28 protein-coding genes are annotated in these 26,006 nt (G+C 47.2%); 6 read left to right on the top strand and 22 right to left on the bottom strand.

Annotated features, from left to right (window positions below; genetic code table 11):
* Positions 1–18 precede the first annotated feature (18 nt).
* From K0335_RS02675 to K0335_RS02650, 6 genes are all read right to left on the bottom strand, one after another.
* Positions 19–1,302, bottom strand: coding sequence for a TRAP transporter large permease (locus K0335_RS02675; RefSeq protein ID WP_001070127.1), 1,284 nt, complete (start codon positions 1,300–1,302; stop codon positions 19–21).
* Positions 1,303–1,326: 24 nt separating this feature from the next.
* Complete coding sequence (locus tag K0335_RS02670) at positions 1,327–1,803, bottom strand: TRAP transporter small permease (RefSeq protein ID WP_104919758.1); 477 nt, start codon at positions 1,801–1,803, stop codon at positions 1,327–1,329.
* 51 nt (positions 1,804–1,854) lie between these two features.
* Complete coding sequence (locus tag K0335_RS02665; protein ID WP_000412294.1) at positions 1,855–2,829, bottom strand: TRAP transporter substrate-binding protein; 975 nt, start codon at positions 2,827–2,829, stop codon at positions 1,855–1,857.
* Positions 2,830–2,872: 43 nt separating this feature from the next.
* Positions 2,873–3,892 (bottom strand): Zn-dependent oxidoreductase, encoded by a 1,020-nt coding sequence (locus K0335_RS02660; RefSeq protein ID WP_231825768.1) that lies wholly within the window; start codon positions 3,890–3,892, stop codon positions 2,873–2,875.
* Between the two features lie 11 nt (positions 3,893–3,903).
* On the bottom strand, positions 3,904–5,118 hold the full coding sequence (gene rspA / locus K0335_RS02655) for a starvation-sensing protein RspA (protein ID WP_104919756.1): 1,215 nt from the start codon (positions 5,116–5,118) through the stop codon (positions 3,904–3,906).
* 108 nt (positions 5,119–5,226) lie between these two features.
* A complete protein-coding gene (locus tag K0335_RS02650; RefSeq protein WP_000477371.1) occupies positions 5,227–5,553 on the bottom strand; it encodes a YnfA family protein in 327 nt (108 codons plus the stop codon).
* A 146-nt stretch (positions 5,554–5,699) separates the two neighbouring features.
* On the opposite strand from K0335_RS02650, the gene K0335_RS02645 reads away from it, so the two are divergent.
* Both K0335_RS02645 and speG read left to right on the top strand, forming a co-directional pair.
* Positions 5,700–6,041: a DUF1283 family protein gene (locus K0335_RS02645; RefSeq protein WP_001024042.1), complete on the top strand. Its 342-nt coding sequence runs from the start codon at positions 5,700–5,702 to the stop codon at positions 6,039–6,041.
* Positions 6,042–6,071: 30 nt separating this feature from the next.
* On the top strand, positions 6,072–6,632 hold the full coding sequence (gene speG, locus K0335_RS02640) for a spermidine N1-acetyltransferase (RefSeq protein WP_000199500.1): 561 nt from the start codon (positions 6,072–6,074) through the stop codon (positions 6,630–6,632).
* Between the two features lie 4 nt (positions 6,633–6,636).
* On the opposite strand, the gene K0335_RS02635 is transcribed toward speG, so the two are convergent.
* Positions 6,637–7,347, bottom strand: a complete 711-nt coding sequence (locus tag K0335_RS02635; protein WP_000744404.1) for a YnfC family lipoprotein — start codon at positions 7,345–7,347, stop codon at positions 6,637–6,639.
* Positions 7,348–7,451: 104 nt separating this feature from the next.
* Here K0335_RS02635 and K0335_RS02630 point away from each other — a divergent pair, with 104 nt between their 5' ends.
* Positions 7,452–7,757 carry a DUF1161 domain-containing protein gene (locus K0335_RS02630; protein ID WP_000816974.1) on the top strand — a complete coding sequence of 102 codons (306 nt, stop codon included), beginning with the start codon at positions 7,452–7,454 and terminating at the stop codon, positions 7,755–7,757.
* A 47-nt stretch (positions 7,758–7,804) separates the two neighbouring features.
* On the opposite strand, the gene K0335_RS02625 is transcribed toward K0335_RS02630, so the two are convergent.
* The gene (locus tag K0335_RS02625) at positions 7,805–7,978 is read right to left on the bottom strand and encodes a GhoT/OrtT family toxin (RefSeq protein ID WP_002431543.1); all 174 of its coding nucleotides are present in this window, start codon (positions 7,976–7,978) and stop codon (positions 7,805–7,807) included.
* Between the two features lie 240 nt (positions 7,979–8,218).
* Between K0335_RS02625 and yncL the strand changes: the two genes are divergently transcribed.
* Positions 8,219–8,314 (top strand): stress response membrane protein YncL, encoded by a 96-nt coding sequence (yncL, locus tag K0335_RS02620; protein ID WP_071821795.1) that lies wholly within the window; start codon positions 8,219–8,221, stop codon positions 8,312–8,314.
* Between the two features lie 94 nt (positions 8,315–8,408).
* Here yncL and patD read toward each other — a convergent pair whose 3' ends face one another.
* The 6 genes from patD to K0335_RS02590 all read right to left on the bottom strand — a co-directional run bounded on the left by patD (position 8,409) and on the right by K0335_RS02590 (position 15,408).
* Positions 8,409–9,833, bottom strand: coding sequence for an aminobutyraldehyde dehydrogenase (gene patD, locus K0335_RS02615; protein ID WP_001163851.1), 1,425 nt, complete (start codon positions 9,831–9,833; stop codon positions 8,409–8,411).
* A gap of 21 nt (positions 9,834–9,854) precedes the next feature.
* Entirely contained in the window at positions 9,855–10,649 is a 795-nt protein-coding gene (locus K0335_RS02610; RefSeq protein ID WP_000555476.1) for an ABC transporter permease, read from the bottom strand.
* Entirely contained in the window at positions 10,639–11,580 is a 942-nt protein-coding gene (locus tag K0335_RS02605; RefSeq protein ID WP_104919754.1) for an ABC transporter permease, read from the bottom strand. The genes K0335_RS02610 and K0335_RS02605 overlap by 11 nt, the downstream gene beginning before the upstream one ends.
* On the bottom strand, positions 11,581–12,594 hold the full coding sequence (locus K0335_RS02600; protein ID WP_104919753.1) for an ABC transporter ATP-binding protein: 1,014 nt from the start codon (positions 12,592–12,594) through the stop codon (positions 11,581–11,583).
* Between the two features lie 17 nt (positions 12,595–12,611).
* Positions 12,612–13,757, bottom strand: coding sequence for a putative ABC transporter substrate-binding protein YdcS (gene ydcS, locus K0335_RS02595; protein WP_219393715.1), 1,146 nt, complete (start codon positions 13,755–13,757; stop codon positions 12,612–12,614).
* Between the two features lie 244 nt (positions 13,758–14,001).
* The gene (locus tag K0335_RS02590; RefSeq protein ID WP_104919751.1) at positions 14,002–15,408 is read right to left on the bottom strand and encodes a PLP-dependent aminotransferase family protein; all 1,407 of its coding nucleotides are present in this window, start codon (positions 15,406–15,408) and stop codon (positions 14,002–14,004) included.
* Positions 15,409–15,554: 146 nt separating this feature from the next.
* Here K0335_RS02590 and K0335_RS02585 point away from each other — a divergent pair, with 146 nt between their 5' ends.
* Positions 15,555–15,785, top strand: a complete 231-nt coding sequence (locus K0335_RS02585; RefSeq protein ID WP_000879817.1) for a DUF2554 family protein — start codon at positions 15,555–15,557, stop codon at positions 15,783–15,785.
* 93 nt (positions 15,786–15,878) lie between these two features.
* On the opposite strand, the gene K0335_RS02580 is transcribed toward K0335_RS02585, so the two are convergent.
* The 4 genes from K0335_RS02580 to tehB form a co-directional block, all read right to left on the bottom strand.
* Positions 15,879–16,400: a winged helix-turn-helix domain-containing protein gene (locus K0335_RS02580; protein WP_001104582.1), complete on the bottom strand. Its 522-nt coding sequence runs from the start codon at positions 16,398–16,400 to the stop codon at positions 15,879–15,881.
* A 615-nt stretch (positions 16,401–17,015) separates the two neighbouring features.
* On the bottom strand, positions 17,016–18,977 hold the full coding sequence (gene rlhA, locus K0335_RS02575) for a 23S rRNA 5-hydroxycytidine C2501 synthase (RefSeq protein ID WP_000218819.1): 1,962 nt from the start codon (positions 18,975–18,977) through the stop codon (positions 17,016–17,018).
* A 126-nt stretch (positions 18,978–19,103) separates the two neighbouring features.
* The gene (locus tag K0335_RS02570) at positions 19,104–19,772 is read right to left on the bottom strand and encodes a DUF3313 domain-containing protein (RefSeq protein ID WP_001260480.1); all 669 of its coding nucleotides are present in this window, start codon (positions 19,770–19,772) and stop codon (positions 19,104–19,106) included.
* A 142-nt stretch (positions 19,773–19,914) separates the two neighbouring features.
* Positions 19,915–20,511, bottom strand: coding sequence for a tellurite resistance methyltransferase TehB (tehB, locus tag K0335_RS02565; RefSeq protein ID WP_000636991.1), 597 nt, complete (start codon positions 20,509–20,511; stop codon positions 19,915–19,917).
* A 215-nt stretch (positions 20,512–20,726) separates the two neighbouring features.
* On the opposite strand from tehB, the gene ydcK reads away from it, so the two are divergent.
* A complete protein-coding gene (ydcK, locus tag K0335_RS02560; RefSeq protein WP_104919750.1) occupies positions 20,727–21,707 on the top strand; it encodes a YdcK family protein in 981 nt (326 codons plus the stop codon).
* Here ydcK and rimL read toward each other — a convergent pair.
* From rimL to K0335_RS02540, 4 genes are all read right to left on the bottom strand, one after another.
* A complete protein-coding gene (rimL, locus tag K0335_RS02555) occupies positions 21,699–22,244 on the bottom strand; it encodes a 50S ribosomal protein L7/L12-serine acetyltransferase (protein WP_001155895.1) in 546 nt (181 codons plus the stop codon). The genes ydcK and rimL overlap by 9 nt on opposite strands.
* 56 nt (positions 22,245–22,300) lie before the next feature.
* Positions 22,301–22,537 carry a YdcH family protein gene (locus tag K0335_RS02550; protein ID WP_000483807.1) on the bottom strand — a complete coding sequence of 79 codons (237 nt, stop codon included), beginning with the start codon at positions 22,535–22,537 and terminating at the stop codon, positions 22,301–22,303.
* Between the two features lie 142 nt (positions 22,538–22,679).
* A complete protein-coding gene (locus tag K0335_RS02545; RefSeq protein ID WP_000375978.1) occupies positions 22,680–24,335 on the bottom strand; it encodes a glucan biosynthesis protein D in 1,656 nt (551 codons plus the stop codon).
* A gap of 287 nt (positions 24,336–24,622) precedes the next feature.
* Positions 24,623–25,966, bottom strand: a complete 1,344-nt coding sequence (locus tag K0335_RS02540; RefSeq protein WP_000101107.1) for a VOC family protein — start codon at positions 25,964–25,966, stop codon at positions 24,623–24,625.
* Between the last annotated feature and the right edge of the window lie 40 nt (positions 25,967–26,006).

Here is a 26,006-nt window from a genome sequence, read left to right as displayed (position 1 = left end):
ACTCAACTTAATGGCCGCTTATTTCATACCTAACAGCGCCGGGAGCCACAGCGAAAGACCTGGAATATAAGAAACCATAAAGAGCAAAATGATATTTCCGGTAATGAACGGAATAACCGCTCTACTGATCTCCCCTAAGGAGACACGAGCAATCCCCTGTGAGACGAAAAGGCACACACCGACTGGCGGCGTCGTTAAGCCGATAACCAGGTTCATTACCATCATTACTGCGAAGTGGATTGGGTCCATACCGATGGCGGTAGCGACAGAAAGTAAAGGAGTAAACAGAATAAGTAACGCGGCGATGGTTTCCATAAACATCCCGACTAACAACAGCAGCAGGTTAATCATCAGAATTAACACATACTTGTTATCAGTAATGGATAACATGCCATCTGCAATTTGCTGTGGAATCCCTTCTGAAGTCAGGATCCAGGCAAAAACGTTAGCGAACCCCACCAGCATCAGGATACCTGCCGTACCGCTGATACTTTCCATCATGCAGCCCATGAATTTATTCACGGTCAGATCGCCATAGACGAAAAAGCCGACGATCAGCGAGAAAACTACTGCAAATACAGATGCTTCTGTCGGTGTAAACAGTCCAGTGACCAGGCCACCGATGATCATAACCGGCATCAGGATTGCCCAAATAGCACCACGGGTAGCGCGCAGACGCTCACGGAATGATGCCTTCTCCCCCTTTGGATACCCACGCTTACGTGCCAGATACCACGCAATACCCGCCATCGTTGCGCCCATCAGTAAACCGGGTACAGCACCTGCAATAAACAGTTTACCCACGGACAAACCCGTTAACGTGCCGACGATAATCATTGGTACGCTGGGAGGGATGATCGGTCCAACCGTCGAGGCTACAGCCGTAATTGCCCCCGAAAACGGTGCGTCGTACCCGCTGCGTTTCATGGCTGGGATCATAACCGAACCGATACTCGCGGCTTCCGATACCGCTGTGCCTGAAATTCCAGCAAAAATCATTGAGCCACTTACGTTGGCCATAGCCAGGCCGCCACGAATATGACCAAGCCAGGCATTACTGAAAGAAACAATACGATCAGTTATGCCGCCACCGTTCATTAACCCACCAGCCAGCAGAAAGCCGGGGATACAGAGCAGTACAAACGAGTCCATGCCGCTAAAGAACTGATTCGCCATAATGGCGAGTCCCATATCGGTAACCAGTAAATAGAAGATTGAAGATAACGCCAGGGAGAAAATAACCGGCACACCCAGCATAAGTGAAACAAAGAAAATCACAAACAGACCAATAGTCGGATTCATGCGCTGTTCTCACGTTAGATAATTCTATTTCCGCTCTTGCGGCGTAAAATCCCGAATCAGATTGAATAAGGTAAAAAGAGACATATTGGCAGTGATTATAATGACCGAGGCTGTCACCCATGCCTGAGAAATAGGCAGCGTGGTTGCCATGCGCCACATGGTACTTTCTACATATTCAACGGAATTGATCATTAGCGTTATTGAGCAGGTAAGAATGACGAGATCAATAATAAGCACCAGACCTTTTCTTAATGTTGGTGAAAGCATACTTATCACCAAATCAACATTGACTAATTCGCGCTTACCGGTAGCCAATGCACAGCCAAATGCAACTACATATACTAAAAGAAATCGTGCCGCCTCTTCTGTCCATGCCGGAGAACTAATAGGTAATGGACGAGATATAACCTGGAGCAATACAACACCAATGAGCGCAGTTAACAAAACTGTGCCAATAATTAAATAGATCTTTTCTATATAGCTATAAAGCTTATTAAACATATCCGAACCCCTGTAGCTCAAAAAAGGGGGAAGCGACTCCCCCATTTAATGTTATTTTGTTGCGCGAGCTTTTTCGTAAAGAGGCTTGATTTGCGGATTTATTGATTTTTCGACTGACTCGTTTGCTATTTTAGCAAATTCATTCTGATGAACATCAACCAGTGTCATCCCTTTCGCTTGCAGAGCTTCAACTAATTTTTCTTCATCCTGGAGATATAACTCATGCTCGTAAGCCTGAGCTTCTTTGCCTGCATCCAGAATAGCTTGCTGATATTCAGGCTTCAGCTTGTTGAACTTTTTGCTGCCCATTGTCAGATAGATCCAACTACGAACGTGCTCAGTCCGGTTAAGGTATTTCTGCACTTCAAAGAAACTACCGCTCATGATCATAGATAAGGGGTTTTCTTGCCCCTCAATGACGCCCTGTTGCAGCCCAGTAAACACTTCTGAGAATGCCATTGGTGTCGGCTGCGCGCCTAAATCTTTCCATACGCTGATGAACATCGGTACGTTAGGTAAGCGCAGAGTCAGCCCTTTTAACTCTTGTGGATTCGTGATCGGACGGTTAGAGGTCAAATTACGCGGGCCACGTTCGAACCAGGCAATAGTTTTCAGTTTCACGCGTTCTTCAATATCTTTTGATATTTGCGCGCCGACTTCCCCATTAACTATTTTTTCCATTTGTTCAGAAGATGTAATCATATAAGGCACTGCCAGTAATGCCGCAGAAGGAGCCCAGTTTTGTAATGACTCCCCTGTGATGGTCATATCAACACTCCCCAACTGGATAGCGTTGATAATATCCATCTCTTTACCTAATGATTCGTTAGGATAAATTTTTACTTCAACTGCATCATTTGTCTTTTGCTTTACCAGTTCAGCAAATTTAAGCGACGCTTTATGCCAACTATGCTCTTCGTTAACAGGGTGACCTAATTTTAACGTGACATCAGCCGCATATGCAGAAAAACTTAATAACCCGCCAAACAGCGTACAAAGAGCCAGTGACAGTTTTTTCTTTTCCATGATCTATGTTCCTTGTAGGTACAGTTGTTTTTATAAATGAGGGTCAGGATTCGGGAAACTTTAATAATACTTTGCAAAGACCTTCTTGTTGGGACTCTATAAGTTTAAAGGCTTCGTCCACATGGTGAATATCAAAAACGTGACTTGTAATATTCTCCGGGTGAATTAGATTATGTTGCATCCATTCGATAACCGTAGGGAACATACGACAATTTAATCGCGATGAATAGAGGGTTAACTCACGACGTGTTAATTCTTGTTGCGCTATTGCGGACGGCGTCGCAGAAAAACCTAAAAGACCGATTCGTCCTGCAGAGAAAATTAGCGTAACGGCCTCTTCAAGGATGGATGGATGACATACCGCATCGATAATTAACGTTGGCGTAATTTTTTCACTTGCCAGATATTCACGTAATGAACCGTTCCGGTTATTGAAAGTATACGTCGCACCACAACGACGTGCACTTTCCAGTCGATCTTCACGCTGATCAACCACAATCACTGGAATTTGCCAGACATTACGTAACACATCAATTATCGTCATCCCCGCCGGGCCTGCTCCATAAACCAGTGCAATATCGGTAGGATAAACGCCAGTACGATTTGTTACGTTGGCTGCGACGGCATAAGGTTCGATTGTTACAGCTATATTTGCCGGAATATCTTCAGGCACCGGATAAGCATTTGTTGCCGGTACACATGTATATTCAGTAAAGCCGCCATCGCGATGAACACCCAATACATTGAGGCTTTCACAGACATTTGGTCGCCCAATTGAGCACGGGTAGCAATGACCGCAGCTAATGACCGGATCGACCACGACTCGCTCGCCTATACGCAGCGGATCGATATTCTCGCCAACCTGGATTATCGTACCCACAAATTCGTGACCAACAATGCGTGGATAAACTGCAAATGGATTAGCCCCGTGATAAATGTGCAGATCTGAACCACAAATCCCTGCATATTCGACCTTTACGCAAACCTCATCGGCTTTAGGTTCAGATTTAACACTTTCTACCAGACACATTTGGCCTGGTTTTTCAACTACAACACTCACCATCATCGTCTTCCTTACCAGTTCCACAGAGTACCGTCTTCCAGACGAGCAACAGGCAAATAAGCAGGTTCGTATGGATATTTCGCTGCCAGTTTTTCGTCAAATTCAATGCCAAGGCCCGGTTTGTCACCAGGATGCATATAGCCGTTATCAAACGTCCAGTTATGCGGGAATACCTCAAGCATTTGTTCTGAATACCCCATGTATTCCTGAACGCCGAAGTTAGGCACCCACAGATCGAAATGCAGTGCAGCTGCCATGCAAACTGGAGAGAGATCGGAAGGTCCGTGAGAACCGGTGCGCACCTGATAGAGCGAAGCAAAATCGGCAATTCGCCGCATCCCGGTGATACCGCCCGCATGTGTCAATGTGGCACGGATGTAATCAATAAGCTGTTCTTCAATCAGTTGCTTGCAATCCCAGATGCTGTTAAACACCTCACCCACAGCAATAGGCGTAACGGTGTGCTGACGAATAAGACGGAAGCACTCCTGATTTTCCGCTGGTGTCGGATCTTCCATCCAGAACAGACGATATTGTTCAATGCTCTTACCAAAGCGCGCGGCTTCTATCGGAGTCAAACGGTGGTGCATGTCATGCAGCAGATGCTCATTAAAGCCAAATTTATTACGTACGGCTTCAAACAATTTTGGCGTGAAATCGAGATATTTTTCTGTAGACCACAACTGCTCTTCCGGCCACTGTCCTTTTGTTGCCGGTTCGTAAGCCAGCCCCTTACCTTTCGACATTCCATAGGTAGTTTTCATACCGGGTACGCCGCACTGTACGCGAATCGCTTTGAAGCCCATTTCCTGATGACGAGCGTAATCTTCCAGGACATCATCGACAGTGTGCCCCGTGGTATGGCAATAAACCATTACGCCTTCACGGGAAGCGCCACCCAGTAATTGATATAACGGCATGTTGGCTGCTTTGGCTTTAATATCCCAAAGAGCCATGTCCACGGCCGAGATCGCTGACATCGTTACTGGTCCACGACGCCAGTAAGCGCCTTTGTAGAAAAACTGCCAAATATCTTCAATTCGTTGAGCATCACGACCGATAAGCTGCGGACAAATATGATCTTTCAGATATGAAGCAACTGAAAGCTCACGCCCATTTAACGTCGCATCTCCCAGCCCGGTAATGCCATCTTCGGTGGTAATTTTTAACGTGACGAAGTTACGTCCCGGACAGGTAACAAAAACTTCAGCCCCTACAATCTTCATTATTTGTTCCTTGCATCTGTTCTGGAGATGCCGGGAATTTACGCAACTAAACTACTACCATACAAGTATAATGATCAAAAAAGCACTAATAGATCACAAAAAAGGCGCTTAAGCGCGCCCCCATCCCGCAACAATAATTAACATGCCACAGAGCGCAATTAATGCCCCGGACCAGTCATAAAGCGACAGTTTCACGCCATCGATAAATCGTAACCAGAGTAAAGCAGTACAAACATACACACCGCCGTAGGCGGCATAGACACGACCGCTCGCTGCAGGATGAAGTGTCAACAACCATACAAAGAATGCCAGCGATACTCCTGCCGGAAGCAACAACCATATACTGCCATTACGTTTCAACCACAACCAGGGAAGAAAACAGCCAATGATCTCGCAAAGTGCGGTGATGAAAAAAAGCAATGTGGTTTTGAACATCATTTTCCTTTATTTATATTTGGTATAGTTATGATACGTCATCATAATTCGACATGTTCTGACCTGATAACGGGTTGGATTTCGACAGATTATGAAACTAATTGCACTCATAGTGATTATTTATTCTGCTAACTCAGGACGTTACCATGAACATACTTTCAGGCAAATTGCCATTTCTGCTCGGTGCTGTATTCGCAGGTAGCGTAGTACTTGCCTCCTCCGTACAGGCTGAAACCAGTAAGTTGATCATCGAATCCGGTGATAGTGCCCAAAGCCGCCAGCACGCCAGTATGGAAAAAGAGCAATGGAATGATACCCGAATGCTACGGCAAAAAGTGAATAAACGTACTGAGAAAGAGTGGGATAAGGCAGACGCTGCATTTGATAACCGTGATAAATGTGAGCAAAGCAGCAACATTAACGCCTACTGGGAACCTAATACCCTGCGCTGCCTGGATCGTCGTACAGGACGCGTTATCACACCCTAGTAAATCAATAAGTTAAAGGAATATCATACAATGACAAGCGCCCATAGTGTTAAGTTACGCCCTCTGGAGCGTGAGGATTTGCGTTACGTGCACCAGCTCGATAACAATGCCAGTGTTATGCGCTACTGGTTTGAGGAACCTTACGAAGCCTTTGTGGAGTTATCTGATCTTTATGACAAGCATATTCACGATCAAAGCGAACGCCGTTTTGTCATTGAGTGTGATGGCGAAAAAGCAGGCATCGTAGAACTGGTCGAGATTAACCACGTCCACCGGCGGGCAGAATTTCAGATCATTATTTCACCTGAGTACCAGGGTAAAGGGCTTGCCACCCGTGCGGCAAAGCTGGCGATGGATTATGGTTTCACTGTACTTAATCTGTATAAGCTCTATCTGATTGTTGATAAAGAGAATGAAAAAGCCATTCATATCTACCGTAAGCTGGGCTTTATGGTCGAAGGAGAGCTTATTCATGAATTTTTTATCAATGGCGAATATCGCAATACCATCCGAATGTGTATCTTCCAGCATCAGTATCTGGCAGAGCACAAGCAACCGGGATCAAGTCTATTGAAACCTACCGCGCAATAACTTTTTAATAGTACTCAATATCATATTTGATGGTGTAAAGCCGCTCTACTGTCGGTTTTACACTTTCATCAATCATTACCAGTTCACAACTGACCGGATTAGCAAATTTGTCATAATCACAGTATTGTTTTGAGCTTCCGATGGCTTTGCCATTGAAGGTTTGTTGGGCGGTGTAATCGAGTTTTTTTAACGGATCGGTTGAAGGTTGCAGGTTAACTGCGAAAACCGTCTCTGCTTTAGTAGACGTCTTTCCAATGGGGTAGCCTTCGTTATCGTAACGATACTCAATGCGAATGTTTTTACCACTGGCTCGCGTAAGAAATTCTTTATCGTTCATTTCCCAAACCAGCCCGGCAGCAGGCAGTTCAGCTAACTGACAATTCCCCTGCAAACGTATTTTTTTCTCCAGTGTTTCTGCATCAAGGTAATAATTGGCATCCAGAATTAATGCCACAACCGAGTTATGCTCAAGATCAAGTAACTCAAGAGTATCAAAACAGCCCTCTTCAGAAAGCGTGCCACTGACACGTTTTTCGACTTTACCTTCTTCACTTATCAGCGTCTGCGTGAACGTTTTCACCGGACCACGCAAAGGGTCAAAATCAAATTCATTAGAGAAACTGGCCATTTCTGGAGCAAAAGAAACCGATGGTGTGACGTTGTCACAACCACTAAGCACTATACACAACCCACTCAGTAATAATTGTTTTTTCATTTTTACGCAGTAACAAGAAGGTAGGCATCAATAATAGAGCAAATACATTAATTTACACGATAAATGCTATGATCTGCATAATATATTGATTAAAGGAGTAGAACATGAAAAGAGCAAATTGCATTGTGGCTGTTACCCTGCTTACAGCTGCATTTTCCGCTATAGCCGCGCCCGAATCGTGTGAACGGATTAAGAGTGATATCGCACAACGTATCATCAATAACGGTGTGCCGGAGGCAAACTTCACACTAACAATTGTGCCTAATGATCAGGCTGATCAACCTGACTCTCAGGTTGTGGGCCATTGCGCCAACGACACACATAAAATTCTGTATGTACGTACCAGCAGCGGCAATGCGCCTGCAAATGCCACACCATACCAGGACGCCCCAACCAGCGAGCCACAATAAGCCTTTAACCCACCCACTGAATATTCAGCATGGGTGGGAGCGTATGGCTAAAAAAGTGAAAACAGAAGTGCAACAGGCAAGCTCATTGGCCAGGTGATACCTACCAGAAAAGCACTAAGCAGGCGTATGCTCGTTTTATCATGGGAGAGAAACCAGGTAATGATAGAAGAGATGACCGCCATCACAGCGTAGAAAATTAGCATTTTTTGAAATATCGTCATTCCGGGCATCCTGCCATAAGTTGTAACGCGCGAAATATGCTCCCATATTTAATGTGAATCAAGTGATTATTAGCGAACTCAGATATGAACCTGAGCACATATACCCGTTACAGCTTAAGTTACATCTGCTGCGAGCCTAATTATTTAGCGGATAGAATTAATGGATTAAGCGATTTGTTGTATTGCAAGGTAACTGAACCCGTACTATATAAAATGTGGTAATTACACGGGGTAGCAAAAATGAATGTTTCCAGTAGAACTGTAGTAATGATAAATGTCTTTGCTGCGTTAGGGCTTCTTGCTCTTATCTCTTTGAGATTTGGATGGTTTTACTGACTGCTGAACTTTTTTGCAGCACACACTGTCAGAGACTATTTCCCACCTCTGACAGTGTGTTTGATCCACATCTCCAACAGTTTAATAATTTTTCTTAATGTTTAACCATGACATGGCGGACGACGGTGTAATCCTCCAGCCCATAAAGTGACATATCCTTGCCGTAACCAGAAAGTTTCTGCCCACCGTGCGGCATTTCACTTACCAGCATGAAATGGGTATTGACCCAGGTACAGCCATATTGCAGCCGTGCGCTGACACGATGCGCCCTGCCCACATCTTTAGTCCATACCGAAGATGCAAGTCCGTACTGGCTGTTATTCGCCCAGTTCACCACCTGTTCTTCATTGTCAAAGGCCGTCACGCTCACCACCGGACCAAATACCTCTTTTTGCACGATGGCATCGTCCTGTAACGCGCCAGCCAGCAGCGTCGGCGCATAGTAATAACCATTACCCTTGCGCTTTTCACCACCCGTGATCACTTTGATGTGCCCTGTCTCTTTCGCCTCTTCTACCGCCTTGCTGACACGTTCGAGATGTGCCAGCGAACTTAACGGTCCAAGCTCTGTGGACTCGTCATCCGGCGCACCAGATTTTAACGTTGCCACTGCAGCACCGAGTTTTTCTACCAGCGTATCGTAAATCCCTTTTTGCGCGTAGATCCGACATGCCGCGGTACAATCCTGTCCGGCATTGTAATAGCCAAAAGTGCGAACACCTTCGACCACTGCTTCAATATCAGCATCATCAAAAACAATCACTGGCGCTTTGCCACCCAACTCCATATGAGTACGCTTAATAGACGGCGCGGTATGGCTGATGATGTGTTCCCCAGTGGCGATAGAACCCGTCAGCGACACCATCCGCACTTTGGGATGTCCGGTCAGCGGATCGCCCACTGTTTTGCCTCTGCCAAACAGCACATTAATCACGCCAGCCGGGAAGATATCTTTCGCCAGTTCAGCCAGCTTCAACGCTGTCAGCGGGGTAATTTCTGATGGTTTAAGCACTACGCAGTTCCCTGCCGCCAGCGCCGGAGCCAGTTTCCACGCTGCCATCATCAGCGGATAATTCCACGGTGCGATAGAAGCCACGACCCCCAACGGATCGCGACGGATCATCGAAGTATGACCTTCAAGATATTCACCTGCTGCCAGACCATTCAGACACCGCGCCGCCCCGGCGAAAAAGCGAAAGACATCGACAATCGCCGGGATTTCATCATTGAACGCACTATGCAGCGGTTTGCCACAATTACGGGACTCCAGTTCGGCAAAAACCTGACCATTTTCTTCGATAACATCAGCCAGTTTCAGCAGGCATTCCGCACGCGCTTTCGGCGTGGTTTGCCCCCATTCGGCAAATGCTGCATCTGCCGCGCGAACAGCAGCATCCACCTGTTCTGCGGATGCCTCGGCAATCTCCAGTAAAACGTCCCCCGTTGCCGGATTATAGACAGGCTGTTTTTCCCCTTCGCCGTTAACCAGTTCTCCGTTAATCAGTAACTTATGTTGCATAGCATATTCCTGTATCAGTGGTTATTGACCATTGTCGCCTTCGCGGGTTAGCCACCAGGCCCCCAGGATCGGCAAGGTTGTTACCAACATAACCAGCAGTGCCACCACGTTGGTTACCGGTACATCACGTGGTCGCCCAAGCTGATTGAGCAACCACAACGGTAACGTTCGTTCATGACCTGCCGTAAAGGTCGTAACGATGATTTCATCGAACGACAAGGCAAACGCCAGCATTCCTCCTGCCAGTAGCGCCGAACTGAGATTCGGCAACACCACGTAGCGGAAGGTTTGCCAGCCATTGGCCCCAAGATCCATTGACGCCTCAACCAGACTCCAGGAGGTGCGGCGAAAACGGGCGATGACATTGTTAAACACCACCACTACGCAAAAAGTCGCATGACCGACCACGATGGTGAAAAATCCCGGCTCCAGATCGATGGTTTTAAAGGCGGTTAATAGCGCCAGACCAGTGACAATGCCCGGCAGCGCAATGGGCAGCAGCAGTAACAGCGAAATGGCGTTTTTGCCGAAAAAGTCTCGTCGCCACAGCGCGGCAGCTGCCAGCGTCCCTAACACCAGCGCAATTAATGTCGCCAGCGCCGCCACTTTAAGTGACAGTGTCACGGCTTCAAGAATATCACTACGCTGTGCTGCCACGCTAAACCAGCGCAGGGTCAGGCCTTGCGGTGGAAAACTAAACGCCGCATCTTCAGTGTTAAACGCATAGGCGGCGATAATCAGGATGGGAAAATGTAGGAAAACCACGCCGCCCCAGGCCGCCAGTTTGAGGAAAAACGGTGCGCGTTCAGAGTGCATCGAACGCTCCCAGACGTTTCACGAACGCCAGGTACAGTGCGATGAGAACAATCGGCACCAGGGTGAATGCCGCCGCCATCGGCATATTGCCAATCGCCCCCTGCTGGGAATAAACCATATTGCCGATAAAATATCCTGGAGGGCCAACCAGCTGCGGAACGATAAAATCGCCCAGTGTGAGTGAAAAGGTAAAGATAGAGCCAGCGGCAATACCCGGGATCGCCAGCGGCAGCACCACATAGCGAAAGGTTTGCCGTGGACGCGCGCCAAGATCAGCCGACGCCTGCAACAATGACGGCGGCAAACGCTCAAGCGCCGCCTGCACGGGCAGGATCATGAACGGCAGCCAGATATAGAGAAACACCAGAAAGCGCCCCAGCCCGGAAGTTGACAGCGTATTGCCGCCCACCGCGGGTAACGTAAGGAACGCCGTGAGTAGCGGCTCCAACCCCAGATGTTGTAAAAACCACTGCGCCACGCCATCTTTTGCCAGCAATAAGGTCCAGGCATAGGCTTTTACGATATAACTCGCCCACATTGGCAGCATCACCGCAATATAAAAGAACGCTTTCATTTTCCCGCTGGTATAGCGCGCCATATACCACGCCATCGGAAAAGCCAGAATGGCGCTGGCGATAGTGACAGCCACAGCCATGGTTAGCGTGCGAAGGATGATGTCGTAATTCGCCGGATTAAACAGCGCGCGGATATTCGCCAGCGTCAGTTCTGGCGTTACCGACATGGTGAAATCGTCAAAGGTATAAAAGCCCTGCCATAATAGCGTCAGCAGCGAGCCGAAATAGATGATACCAAACCACATCAGCGGACCAAGCAGCAGCAAAAACAGCCCCAGTCCCGGTTTCCGCCAGAAGAAACCTGACACCTTACCCAACCCTGGGCGCGCAGGTGATTGCAATACGTTCATCGCCATTCACCTCTCCTCAACCAGCGGCACCATCACATCGCGCGACCAGGAAACCATCACCTGTTGTCCGGGTGTGAGCGTGGCAGGCAGTTCTTCGCCTGTCATATTGGCCTGACTCACCAGCAGTTTTTCACCGCCATTCAGTCTCAGTTCAAAACGGGTCGCCGCGCCCTGATACTGCACCGCCTGGATCGTGCCATTAACTTGCACTTCGCCGGGGGTGTTGAGGCGGATATGTTCCGGTCTCAGGGCAAAACTGCCTATCATGCCGCAAAGATTCTCGGCCATTAGCGGCTCAAAAACGTTGGATGTCCCGACGAATCCCGCAACAAACGGCGTGCGCGGGCGCATATAGAGGTCACGCGGTGAATCAACCTGCTCAATGCGACCGTTATTGAATACCGCAACACGATCGGACATCGATAATGCCTCGCCCTGATCGTGGGTGACGAAAATAAAGGTGATGCCAAGAGACTGTTGTAGTTTTTTCAGTTCCAGTTGCATCTGCTCACGCAGCTTAAGATCCAGCGCGCCGAGCGGTTCATCCAACAGCAATACGCGCGGTTCATTCACTAACGCTCTGGCAATGGCAACCCGCTGACGCTGACCACCAGAAAGTTGTGACGGTTTACGTTGCTGTACAAACCCCAACGCCACTTTCTCCAGCGCCTCTTGCGCCATTACGTGTCGCTTTTTTTTATCCACCCCTTTGACCATCAGCCCATAGGCCACGTTGTCAAGAATCGACATATGCGGAAAAAGCGCGTAGTCCTGGAAAACGGTATTCACGTCCCGCTCCCACGGTGGCAGATTGCTGGCGGGTTTACCAAAGATAGATATAGTCCCGCCGGAAAGCTGTTCGAATCCAGCAATCAGGCGCAGGCAGGTGGTTTTGCCGGAGCCAGACGGCCCCAGCATTGAGAAAAACTCACCATCTTTTATCGCAATACTGACACCATCTACCGCGCGCACATCACCATACAGTCGCGATACGTTGTCAAACTCCACTGCGTACGTCATAAAACACCCCAGCGAAGTTAGCGGCCGCCCATAATGGCAATATAATCCTGCGTCCAGCGACTGTAGGGAACAAACTTGCCCCCTTCTGCTATAGGCGTTTTCCAGAAGGCGATTTTATCGAAATAGTTAAAACCGTTTGTTTCACAACCTTTTTCGCCTAATAACGGACTGGCTTTACACCCTTCCGGCACTACCGGTAACGAGCCAAACCAGGCCGCCACATCGCCCTGCACTTTTGGCGTTAATGACCAGTTCATCCATTTGTAGGCGCAAACCGGATGTTTCGCTTCGCTATGTAGCATGGTGGTGTCAGCCCAACCGGTAACGCCCTCCTTCGGGAAAACGGTAGCGACAGGCTGGCCTTCGGCTTTCAGGGCGTTGGCCTGATAGGGCCATGCACTGGAAGCAACCACACCCTCGTTTTTGAAATCGCTCATTTGCACGGTAGTGTCATGCCAGTAGCGATGGATCAAACTATGTTGATCGCGCAGCACTTTCAGCACCGCCTGGTACTGTTCTTCGGTGAGTTGATACGGATCGCTGATGCCCAACTGCGGCTGAGTGGCTTTAACGAACAACGCAGCGTCCGCAATATAAATAGGGCCATCATAAGCCTGAACGCGGCCTTTATTGCTCTTACCGTCCGACAGATTCTGCGCAACAAAAACCACTTGCCAGCTATCCGGCGGCGTCGGGAAGGTTTTCGTGTTGTACATCAGCAGGTTCGGCCCCCATTGGTAAGGAGTGCCGTAAACTTTGCCGCCAACGTTAAACCAGTCGCCTTTAACCACACGCGGATCGAGCGCTTTCCAGTTGGGAATCAAGGCGGTATTAATCGGCTGCACGCGTTTACCCATAATCAGGCGCAGCGAGGCATCGCCGGACGCCGTAACCAGATCGTAACCCCCTTTGGTCATCAGACTGACCATTTCATCGGACGTCGCGGCGGTTTTTACATTTACCGCGCAACCTGTCTCTTTTTCGAATTGCGTTACCCAGTCGTATTGTTTATCAGTTTGTCCGCGTTCGATGTATCCCGGCCAGGCGATAATATCCAGTCGCCCTTCCGGTTTATCTAAATTGGTAGGTGGTTCGGCGGCGTGAGCGGTCATTATTGTCATGGTGAGCGCACACAGGCTGCTGCGGGCAAATGTCTTGCTCATAAGGTCTTACTCCTGTCGTAATTAATTGTTCAGCCGCCGTGCCGTAAAAATATCTCCTTGTTTAACCATAGACGGCGGCTTGCAGGCACACCTTCGCCCCTGAGAAAATTTAATCAGGTTGTGAGCTACCGCGCATTATGCCGTCTGCGAGGTTATCTTCTGGAGTATAGACAAGGGGTTAGGAAATATGACTGCTATTCGAAATTCATATTACCCAACCTAAGAGGAATTAAATTAAACGCTATTACAGCCGTTCTTGAATAAGTTTGCCTAATTGTTTTACCGCCTGTTCTTCACGTTCGCCCCACTGCCATGCAGTATTAAAACGGAAAAAACATGACCAACTTTCGCCAGTAGAAAACATTTTACCCGGCGCAATACTGATATGATGCGCCAATGCCTGAATACTTAATTCGCCCGCATCTAACGGCGCGGGGAGTTCCAGCCAGAGAAAATAACCGCTGTCATTATGATGAATTTTCACTTCCGCAGGCAGATAACGCAGCAGTGCCTGCCAGACACGTTGTTTACGTTCCGCAAGCTGGCGACGCAGGCGACGAAGATGGGCGTCGTAACGGCGCGTGGAAAGATAATCCACCAGCGCAAGCTGCATCGGTGAACTGGTCGAAAGCGTACTCATCAATTGCAAGCGTTGAATTTTGCGTGCGTGTTTTCCGGCGACGACCCAACCAATACGAAAACCTGGCACCAGACATTTCGAAAACGAAGAGCAATGCAAAACGCCATCGTGGCGATCCCACGCTTTCGCAGGCAGCGGTTTTTCCCGTCCAAAATAAAGTTCGCTGTACACGTCATCTTCAATCAGCGTTACGTTGTACTGATTGAGCAACGCTACCAGTCGCGCTTTTTTCTGTGGCGTTAAGGTAAACCCGAGTGGATTCTGGCTATTAGTCATCAGCCAGCACGCTTTCACCGGATACTCCTGCAACGCCAGTTCCAGCGCCTTGAGATCGATCCCTTCGTTAACATCCGTCGCCACCGATAACGCCTTCAGCCGTAACCGCTCCAGTGCCTGCAACGCGCCGTAGAAACAAGGATTCTCTACTATCACCCAATCGCCTGGTTCCGTTACCGCTTGTAAACTGAGGTTTAATGCCTCTAACGCCCCGGCGGTAATAACAATTTCATCGGGAGAAATAGTGATGCCCTGTAAGGCATAGCGACGAGCAATAGCCTGACGCAGTTCTGCGTTTCCTGGCGGTAAGTTTTCAATCACGCTCATCGCCGTGGCGGTTTTGCTTACCTGCGCCAGCGAGCGGTTCAGTTGTTGGAGGGGGAAAAGTCGCGGGTCGGGAAAGGCCGAGGCAAACGGAACTACCGACGGATCGCGGCTGGCCTGCAACATATCAAAAATATAGGTATTGATATCGACTGCTTCATCTCGAGTGACTGGAATGACTGGCGCTTTCGGCATTTTTATTGCCTGTGGCGCAACGTAATAACCCGACTGCGGTCGCGCGATAATATGTCCCTGACTTTCGAGCAACTGATAGGCATGGCTGACGGTCATAAAGCTCATGCCAGAAAGCGCCACCTGGTCACGCAACGAAGGTAAACGATCGCCGGGTTGCCAGGTACCCGACGCAATCTGCTCGCGTAATTGTTCTGCAAGCTGCTGGTATTTTTTCATTATCGTATTGTTATGATTTGTAGATTACCCGGCAGTCTATATCAGTTGTTAAAAATGACAACTTTACTCTAATTTTCATAACAGAACAGTAACCTTAAAAAATGCTGTCATTATTATTTCCCAAAACGCAATTACAAGGTGGCGGGATGTTGGCTAAAGCATTATCTGTAGTGTTAGTGACTTGTGCGCTGTTCTCCGGTCAACTGATGGCTGGGCATAAAGGACATGAGTTTTTGTGGGTAAAGAATGTGGATCATCAACTGCGGCATGAAGCTGACAGCGATGAGTTACGTGTTGTTGCAGAAGATTCGGCGGAGAGCCTGCGCGAGCATTTCTACTGGCAAAAGTCGCGCAAGCCGGAAAAATTCAGTCAATGAATATTTAATATCAAAAGTTGGCACGGTACATGTCTATACAATTCTTTAGTGCAGAATTGACAAAAAATTGCTCATGTTGCGAGTGTTTTCACCTTACATTTGATTGCAATATTGTAATAATGATTTTTTCAGACTATCAAATTCACACCCGTCAAATTGACCATCTATTTTCTTTGCATCAATCAGCGCCAGAAGTTTTATAAGTGTATTACTAATTTTTATGCAATCATTCTGCTGATGAGGAAAATTATGATATAACTCTTCGTACTTTGTTTGCGACGAACCATCAACCACTGTAACAGTGGCATTAATTTTATAGCCCCTATTATATACCGTCTCAATAAGATGCTTGTTATCTTTACCCAGAGCATTTCGCAGAATATAGACACACCGGGTCAGTGATTCGTCACTAACAGCATTATTCCATACATCATTGATGATTTTTTCTTTCGAAACAATATGCCGGTAGTTTTTTAGTAGAACGGTAAGCACTCCTGCTTCTTTAGGTGGCAAATACACTTCTTTATCTTTACAGCGTAACACTCCCTCTGAAGAGAATAAAAAATTCTCAAACATATAAAGAGAATGTTCGTTAATAGTATTTGACCAATTCATAAATTCTCCATTATCTAATTACCCGACTCCATTCATGCCTGGTAACAGCATTATCATTTATTACATCTGAGTTGTAGTCAGGTCATCACCTGATGATGGCATCGTACTGTACAGGAGAATTTTTCAAAATCGGGCGTGAAACCATATTAATCATCTTAATAAGACGCATTTCATTGTAATGTATACTGTTTTTTATGAATGCAAAACTTAACATTTAAGGGGATTAATACAACAACTTTCTTCGTATCGGATATTTAGATAAAATACTTGTTTTCTGTCCGCTGTTATATCCCTACCCTCTCATTATCAGTGGAGGAAAAGTCACTTAAAATGAAAGGCCTTGTCATTTATTTTATTAGTAGCATTTATCATTCAACATATCTGATCAGTCAAATCATCTGAATAATGTTAACGTCCGTTATTCTTTACTGCCTCATCTATATTCGCCATACTTCAAGCTGCGTCTGTTGGTAATTCAGGGACAATACAGGCGTTTGTCGTGCATTAGAATTATTTAGCGCATATTAATAAGGTAATAAAAAAGGCCACCAGCTTATTAATTGGCGACCCTTTTTGACTACTTATAACGAAAGGTAATTTTTTAGGAGCCTGTCATTAATTTTTACGCTTAGGCAACGTTTTAAGTAAATCCTCCGGGCTGACAGATGCCACGACACTACCTGGCAATGGCATTTTGAGAATGTGATTTTTAATCTTACCTATTACGTGCATTTCACACGGTCGGCAATCAAATTTCAGGGTTAATACTTCATCACCATTCACTAACTGCATGGGTGTCGCCTTCCAGCTCTTTATATTCCCTTTTGCCTGTTTCGGACACAAATTAAAAGCAAAACGCAGACAATGTTTAGTAATCATTACCGGTACTTCACCCTTTTCTTCATGGGCTTCATATGCGGCATCGATTAATTGCACACCATAACGATGATAAAACTCACGGGCTTTATGGTTATAGACGTTAGCCAGGAAACTTAAATGCGTTTGCGGATAGACAGGCGCGGGCACAGAGACCGCTTTACGACTGCCTCGTTGATAACTGGCAAGACGCGCGGCATCAAGCATTTCAACAGCTTCCCGGCGGAACTGATTTAACAGACTGTTTGGCACAAAGAGTGCCCCCGGTAAGTTAATTTGTACATTGCGGGCGTAATAGATGGTCTGCCCCAGTTTCGCCAGTCCATCTTTCAGGTTATTGCGCGCTTTTTCGGCGTTATTCGCTTCATCAAACTGTCCATCCAGTGTATGCGTGATGCTAACGCCCTCTTCGCTGGTCAACGTCAGAATAAGTTGTTCCTGCCAGCCCCCCAGCTCAATGTCTACCCCTACCCGACGTTCGCTGGAGGTTTTAGTCAGTGCCTGTTGCCAGTTATGATCGAGATTGCGATTAAGCGGATGATGGGGACGAATTTTGTGCATTTCCGCAGGCATCTCATTCGGCCAGACGCGATACTGATTGTTCCCGGTTTTCTCTACGGTATTGGCACGGAAACCAACCACTTCGCGCTTCACCAACACGTTCAGGCCATCGCCATTGGCTAACGGTTCGGTGGTGGCTACATCAAGGTGATCTTTCGCCACTTTTAACACTTCTCCCACCGGCAGGCCGACAAATTTCGGTGAGTCAAAGGCCCCAATATCACCTTTACGTGCATTAACAAAGTAGTCGGTGCTACCGCGATGGAAGGTTTTTTCTGTCGATGGCACGAAGAAGTGTTCTGTACGGCCAAATGAAGCCCTTGCCAGATCACTGCGTTCGTCAATAATGGCATCCAACATCTGACGATAATGGGCAGTGATATTCTTTACATAGCTCATATCTTTATATCGTCCTTCAATCTTGAAGGAACGCACACCAGCATCGATCAAGGCGCCCAGGTTAGCGGTTTGATCATTATCTTTCATCGACAGCAGGTGTTTTTCATAAGAAACCACGCGCCCCTGATCGTCTTTCAGGGTGTACGGCAAACGGCACGCTTGTGAACAATCACCACGGTTGGCGCTACGCCCCGTTTGCGCATGAGAGATGTAACACTGACCGGAATACGCTACGCATAGTGCTCCGTGAATAAAGAACTCAATGGTTGCGTCTGTAGCCTGATGAATGGCGCGGATCTGCTCGAGATTCAGTTCACGCGCCAGCACAATCTGGGTAAAACCGACATCAGCAAGAAACTTCGCTTTTTCAACTGTGCGAATGTCACACTGGGTACTGGCGTGCAATTCAATTGGTGGAATATCAAGTTCAAGAATTCCCATGTCCTGCACGATCAGGGCATCAACACCTGTCTGGTACAAGTCAGTAATCAACCGCTGCGCCGGTTCCAGTTCATCGTCATGCAAGATGGTGTTGAGTGTGACGAAAATTTTTGCCCCATAGCGATGAGCGAATGGCACCAGTTCGGCAATATCTTTCAGGCTATTACTGGCGTTATGACGAGCACCAAAACCTGGGCCGCCAATATATACGGCATCAGCACCGTGCAAAATAGCTTCGCGGGCAATGGCGGCATCTCGTGCCGGGCTTAACAGTTCAAGACGATGAGAAGATACGGTCACTTTCTTATCCAGTAGCTGAAAAATGGCGGTTATTGTAGTAAGAAGCGCGACGGTACGAAATAGTTTTCCAACGGAAGAGAAGAAGATAAACAGTGAAATGCGCCACCCTAAGATGGCGCATTACGTTTACTTTTTGCTCACATCAAACATAGTGGCATCGGTCGCCATATCATCGATAACTTTTTTCAGCGTTTCGATTGTCATTGGCGTATTTTCATTATTGAGATCTTTCCCTTCGCCCTGACGCACAACTTTAACAACCGGTTTGTTGGTCGCGGCATCAATTAACTCACCTTCAAAATAGAGATGGGTATCCATGGTGCGGTGCCCGGTTGCCATTTGCGTACCAGCCACCACCAGCGCAACAGGGACTACTTCATAGAACTGTAACCCCTCTTTACTGGAGCTCACCCCAGTAATAGCGCCCCGGAAAATCAAACTACGTGGTCCAGGAGTAGTCACCAATGGTTTGCGCTGTGCAACGGCAGTCTTCAATTTATTGTCGGTGTAGCTACGTAACTGGTCGAGGACATTTTGCCCGATTTGGGTCGATGGTTTCGGCACTGGATAGTAAGTTACCGGCGTCCAGACAATGTTGTCGTAGTTGGCATCGTTAAATTTAGGATCAACCCAACGTAAAACTGGTTTACCTGTAGCTGATTGTGTTTCTTTCAAAGATGAATAGTCTTTCAAAAAACCTGAATATTTATCTGGCGGAGTGATTTTGTTCGCACAACCAGACAAAGCCAATAAACCCACGAGCACTGCAATTTTAAAAACAGTACGTGTACGCATGAAATGATCCCTTTGATTTTTCAGATATGCATTTGAAATAATAGCAAACTGAAATCATTTCTGTCGCACTAAAAATGGTAACAGGTTCACATATATTTCTCTGCGTCGGGGGGACGCAGAGCAGTTAACAATAGGCAGAATATCAGGCTGTTTTACGCGCCAGCATGGTGGCAAAACGCAATTTAATACGGTTGCCATTTTCGTCGGTACGGTGTAGTTCCCCCACATCTTCGTTGTACTTCAGCAGCTCCCAGCCAGCGTAATAGTCCCGTAACTCCCCTTCTTTGAAGGCAAACGGAAAACTAACAGTACAAGGGAAATCATCAGTATCCATAGCTGCCACAATCAAATTGTAACCGCCCGGACTGGTACAGTGCTGCATGTTGGCGATTAAACCGGGGATCGTCTTCGCCTCAAGGAACATCAACACCACGGTGGAAAGAATGAAATCATACTGCCCTTCGAATCTGAGAGTATTGAGATCCACAATCCGGGTGTGCAGATTCTCCAGCCCTTCAAGAGCCTTAATTCGCTCGACGTTAGCGATGCTCATGGCATTTTTATCCCAGGCATCCACATCAAACCCATTGGCTGCCAGATAAAGGCTGTTCCGACCATTACCGCATCCCAGATCCAATGTTTTACCCGGTTTAACCACTTTAACAGCATCGAGCACTTCTGAATGTGTACGGGTTAATTCATATTTTTCAGTGAAGTAATTTTCGTCACGAACGATCATGTTTTTCCTCGGATTTCATTAATACGGCGCGCTCATTCTGGTTAACAATTTCCGTTGTATCAGATGTACGAAGGTATGGATGGCAACGCGGTCGGAAACACCAAATTGCTTACCTCATAAGGTACATTAGAAATGCATTTTATGGGATTTTCTCTATCATCGCCAGAGACGCAAAATTTGCTACGTTTATAGTAAGTCACCGGTGGGGAAACGCTATGCGCAAATATCGTCTAAGTGAGGAGCAACGTGCCTTTAGTTATCAGGTAGATGGCTGTAAAAAGAGTGTGTTATTACGGCAGATTATCGCTCTTACTGACTTTAATGATGTGAAAACCGGAACGGCTGGTGGCTGGGTCGATGATGATACTGTACTGGCGCAGGATGGTAACTGTTGGATTTATGACCAGAACGCAATAGCATTTGCCGGTACGATAATAAGTGGCAATGTTCGAATTACTGGTCACAGCGTACTTTATGACAACGTGAAGACCAGTGATAATGCCTGGATCGATAATGCGGAAATCAGTCAAGGCGCACACATAAGTGACAACGTCACAATTAAAGATTCTCTCATTTGTGGTCAATGCCGAATTTATGGTCATGCCACGGTCGATCAGCACTCAATGGTTATCGCCGCTCAGGGTTTAACATCCGATCTCCAGCTTCAACTGCAAATCTATGATCACGCCAACGTGAGCGCCTCACGTGTGGTTCATCAGGCGCAAATTTATGGTGACGCTACGGTACGTCATGCTTTTATTGAGCACCGCGCCGAAGTTTTTGATTTTGCGTTAATCGCAGGCAATGAAGAGAATAACGTCTGGCTATGTGATTGTGCCAAAGTTTACGGGCATGGGCGGGTAATCGCCGGGCGTGAAGAAGATGCGATCCCGACGTTGCATTACAGCTCGCAAGTGGCAGAAAATGCAACGGTTGTGGGGAATTGTGTGTTAAAGCACCACGTGTTAATTGGCGGTAATGCACGGTTATACGGTGGCCCTATATTACTTGACGAACATATTCTGATTCAGGGAAATGCCCGTCTTCAGGGAGAAGTGTTAATTGAAGATCATGTGGAAATTACGGATAACGCTGTGATTGAGGCTGCTGATGGCGTTGCGATTCACCTGCGTGGCCCTAAAGTGATTAATGGGGAACAGAGGATCACTCGCACGCCGTTAGCAGGATTACTTTAATGACGGATCAATAATTCGCCCATAAATATTAATATCGTCATAACTGCCGTTAAGAAATTCCGCCTGTTTCAGACAGCCTTCGTATGCAAATTCATTGCGCATTGCCACCTGATTGCTGGCCTCATTTGCCACTCTGCATTTGATCACAAATCGGCGAATCTCTCCCCGCTGCGCGTAATGTTGCATTAGCCCCTGTAAGGACAAAGAAATGATGCCCTGCCCCTGTCGGGATTGATCCAGCCAGTAGCCGATATAGGCAGTTTTATTCAGTGGTTCAATTTGGTTAAAAGAGATGACTCCCGCCATTTCATCATGAGCAAAAATGGTGAACATTTTGGCATAACCGCGCTGGTGTAACATCATGTTCCCCTGCACGGTTTTACGGGTATCGTCCTCAGTATTCACATATTGTGGCCAGTTCATCGACTGCTGTAACCAGGCTTTATTCTTTTGGATCAACTGGAACAAAGATGAGACGTGGCTTTCATCCACGGCCTGCAACTCAATGACATCATTAATTTTGATAATTTCTTGCATCAACACCCCAGATTAGCGTCAAAAAAGCCGCCAGTTCGGCGGCTCAGAGAAGAAAGTTATACCTCACTGGTACTTTCTTTTAAACTTTCCTGCTGCAAGATCCGCAGCAGTTCCTCCTTCAACTGGAGTTTCTTTTTCTTAAGATGAACAATATCTAAGCTGTATCCCCAACCATTTCTGCCCTCTACACGGGCAATCTCATTATCAAGTTCGTGGTGTTTATTGAAGAGTGACAGAAAGCGAGGATTATCGGTTTTCAGTCGGGAAATGAGTTCTTGGTATTCTGGAAACATAAGCTCTCCCTAAGAGTGGCCAATAGTGTGTATGAGAAATACACAACCTCAGGTTACTCAATCAGGACAGGGAATAATGCGAGCGGAAACGAATCAGCAGGCTTTAACGGCTTTTCCGTTGGGAAAAGCCGTTGGGTAAATTTTAACGCATTATGCGATCGTCAATATATTGCCGTTTATCTGGCGCTGGTGGGAAATATTGATATAGCCAGGTTTCGCTAATGGCTTCGCCCTGGCAACGCAGAAACATTCGCATATCAACCGGGTCAGTAGAGTCAGATGTTGGATACCAGTCGAACTGAATACGGTAACCATCAATGGGTTCAACGTAGAGGATCTCAATCTGCTTCGCTTCACCGCTGGAAAGTGTGATCACCGGTTCAATACCTTTCGGAGCTGCCGCTTTTAAATCACCACCGACAAAATCAACGGCAAAACGACGGGACCATTTTTCCGGGAAATGCTCACCCGGTGCCCACCCCTCAGGAAAGCCTCCCATTCCGGTACGTGTTGCCATTACCCGCGCCAGTGGGCACTGAACAGGCGGTCGAGCACTCCAGTAAAGACGATACTGATATTGCAACTCATCACCCGCTTCAATGGCCTTTTCTGGTTGCCAGAAACAAACAATGTTATCCAACGTTTCGCCCGTTGTTGGGATCTCCATTAACCCAATGGTTCCCTTCCCCCAGCGGTTACGTGGTTCTACCCACAAACTCGGGCGCTTGTTGTACCAGCCCATAATGTCCTGGTAGTGTGAAAAATCACGATCCAATTGCAACAGACCAAACCCTTTAGGATTGTCGTCGGTATAAGCATTGAACTGTAATTTCTGCGGGTTATTCAGCGGACGGCAAATCCATTCACCATTCCCTCGCCACATAGAAAGGCGGTCCGAATCGTGTATCTGCGGATGAATGGTGTCACACATCCGGCGCTCGTTGGTGCCGCAGCTGAACATACTGGTCATCGGGGCAATACCGAGTTGTTTGATATCTTTACGCGCATATAAGTGGTTTTCGACATCCATAATCACCTGCGTTTTTTCGCAGTGAATAACAAACTTGTACGCTCCGGTGATACTTGGGCTATCGAGTAACGCATAAACGGTAAAGGTCGTTGAACCTGGTTTTACCGTATCAAACCAGAAGGCGGTGAAATCCGGGAACTCTTCTTTTGAATCAGTGTAGGTATCAATGGCCAGACCGCGCGCTGACAAACCATATTGATAAGTATCATCTACCGCACGGAAATAACTGGCACCGAGAAAGGACACCACATCTCGTCTCGCCAGTTCTGGCGCTTTAAACACCCGGAAACCGGCAAAACCAAGGTCTTTCTGTCCTTCGAGTTGTTTTGTATCCACTCCCGCATCGTTGTATTTAAATAACTCAGGGCGGAAATGGATTTCACGCGCCATATGAGTAGCAGGATCGACCGAGAACATACGGACCCGACGACGGAATCCCATTCCCATATGGAAAAACTGCGCATCTAACTGACGATTTTCAACGTTATGCCATAAGGATTGCTGTTCGTCGTACTGAATACTGTTATAAGCCTGCGGCGTCATTGTTGCCAGCGTTGGCGGCAGGTCACGCGGCGCTCCGCCCCACGGTTTTTGCGCTAAATCGTGTGCCATTGACTGCAAAATAGAGAAATCAAATCGCACTGACTGACCATCAGCGATGTCAGATTCCGCCGCAAATGCGGCCTGAGAGAAGAGAGATGCAATACCGCTGGTACCGCACACTGCAGCCATCGCCATTGAACCCTTAATAAAGCGTCTACGATCCATACCTGAAAGTGAATCCTTCTGGTCTTGTGAATGGTCCCGCGCTGGTCTTTAACCGCAGCAAGAGCGTACTGATTTATGACCGCTCACTGTAGACAAATTTCATTAATAATCCAATTGCTGGTCGCTGAAAACGTGTACAAAATCGAAAATATTCTCAGTCGATAAGAACAGGCTGAAAGCAGTGTAAAGCCAGGTGCAAGAAGCTTATGCTCGTCATACTTTGAGTTGCATGTACTACAATTCGCATTATTTAGAGTATAAATATCTTGCTGCACCTGAATCCTGAATTACAACAACCCACAACGTCGTTTACTGCGTTCTTCGGTTCGCTGGTAAAGGACAAATTCATCATAGACCGGGCATCCTAATGCCTGTTCAAAGGCCTGCCGACTGGCATTCCCGTGGCTTCTGACCTGTGTTTCATTACCCAGATTTGACTGGAAAATGCCCGCGGCACTGACGGGTAAAAAATCTTCATAGGTGACTGGTTGTGCCACCAACCAACCGCGTTCAATTAAAGGCTGAGGATCATCACCTGGATGTATGGCCTGACGGTGTGCTTCCCCCGTTGGTGTCAGGCGATAGCGAAACCATGCCAGCCCCTGTTGACGCAGCAAAAACTCGCTATCAGGGAAAGCTTTGAAGACATCCTGTAAATGCAACTGGTGAGTGAGATTGTCTTTACCCGTGCCCGCTTTTTGTAACAGCGTATCGTAAAGCTGCCGCCCTTTTGGCGTTAACGCTACTCCTCGTTGCTCAATTTCACCAAATCGCGCGGTATGTGTACCCCGTTTTTCGCCTGCAAATAGCACCGGTTCTTCAAGCGCTTTAAAACTGGTCTGGCGTAACAAGATGGGAACTTCCCGACGCGGCGGACCTTCGATCAGAACTTTCGGTTCGATCCCGTATTCCGGCATCATCGATTGAACGCGATCAATATCCAGCGTTCGTGGTGTTAAATGGTTGATATGGCAGCCAGGGAAACACACCACATCGGCAATCAACCGATGTTCGTGTAGTAATGCCTGATAAGTTTCTTCATCAACAGTTGCAGACTGATGCCAGCGGAAGGTTTCCAGTGCTTCTTTTACAAACTCTGTCGCCAGTGCTTCGGTGAATCCTCCTTCTTCATCATATTTATCAAGTAACTCCCGGCATCGGGAGGTAAAAATATCGCGCTGTTGAAGAATTTCGTCAGCTCGTTGACGCAGAGCTTTATCTTCAATCAACTCCAGACGCAAAAGTGAAGTGAATACGCGAAAAGGATTTCGCGACAACGATGCATCATCAACCGGTCGAAAAGCTGTGGAATGGACAGGCACACCCGCTTGCGAAAGATCGTAATAGCTGACCGGATACATTCCCATAATGGCAAAAATTCGCCGTAACGTTGTCAGCTCCTCTGCCGTTCCGACACGAATCGCGCCGTGGCGTTCGACATTAAGCCGTGCCAGTTCATCGGCATTGGCGAGCTTTTCGTGCAGCTCAGGATTGTTTTCCAGTACCGCCAGATTGACGTCTGCCACCAGTTCGAGAAGTGTGCCGTACTGCGGAACTTCTTGCTGGTACATGGCTGACATCGCTTGTGAAAATTGTTCCCGAATCTCATCGGCCGTGAGGATGCGCGCCATTTTGTCATATCTCCAGTGAGTGTTACCTGGAGTGTAGGAA

This window comes from Escherichia sp. GZ89 (genome assembly GCF_019366485.1).
Lineage (GTDB): Bacteria > Pseudomonadota > Gammaproteobacteria > Enterobacterales > Enterobacteriaceae > Escherichia > Escherichia fergusonii.
The sequence above is the reverse complement of the archived record's forward strand: the minus strand, read 5'-3'. Positions and strand labels throughout refer to the sequence as shown.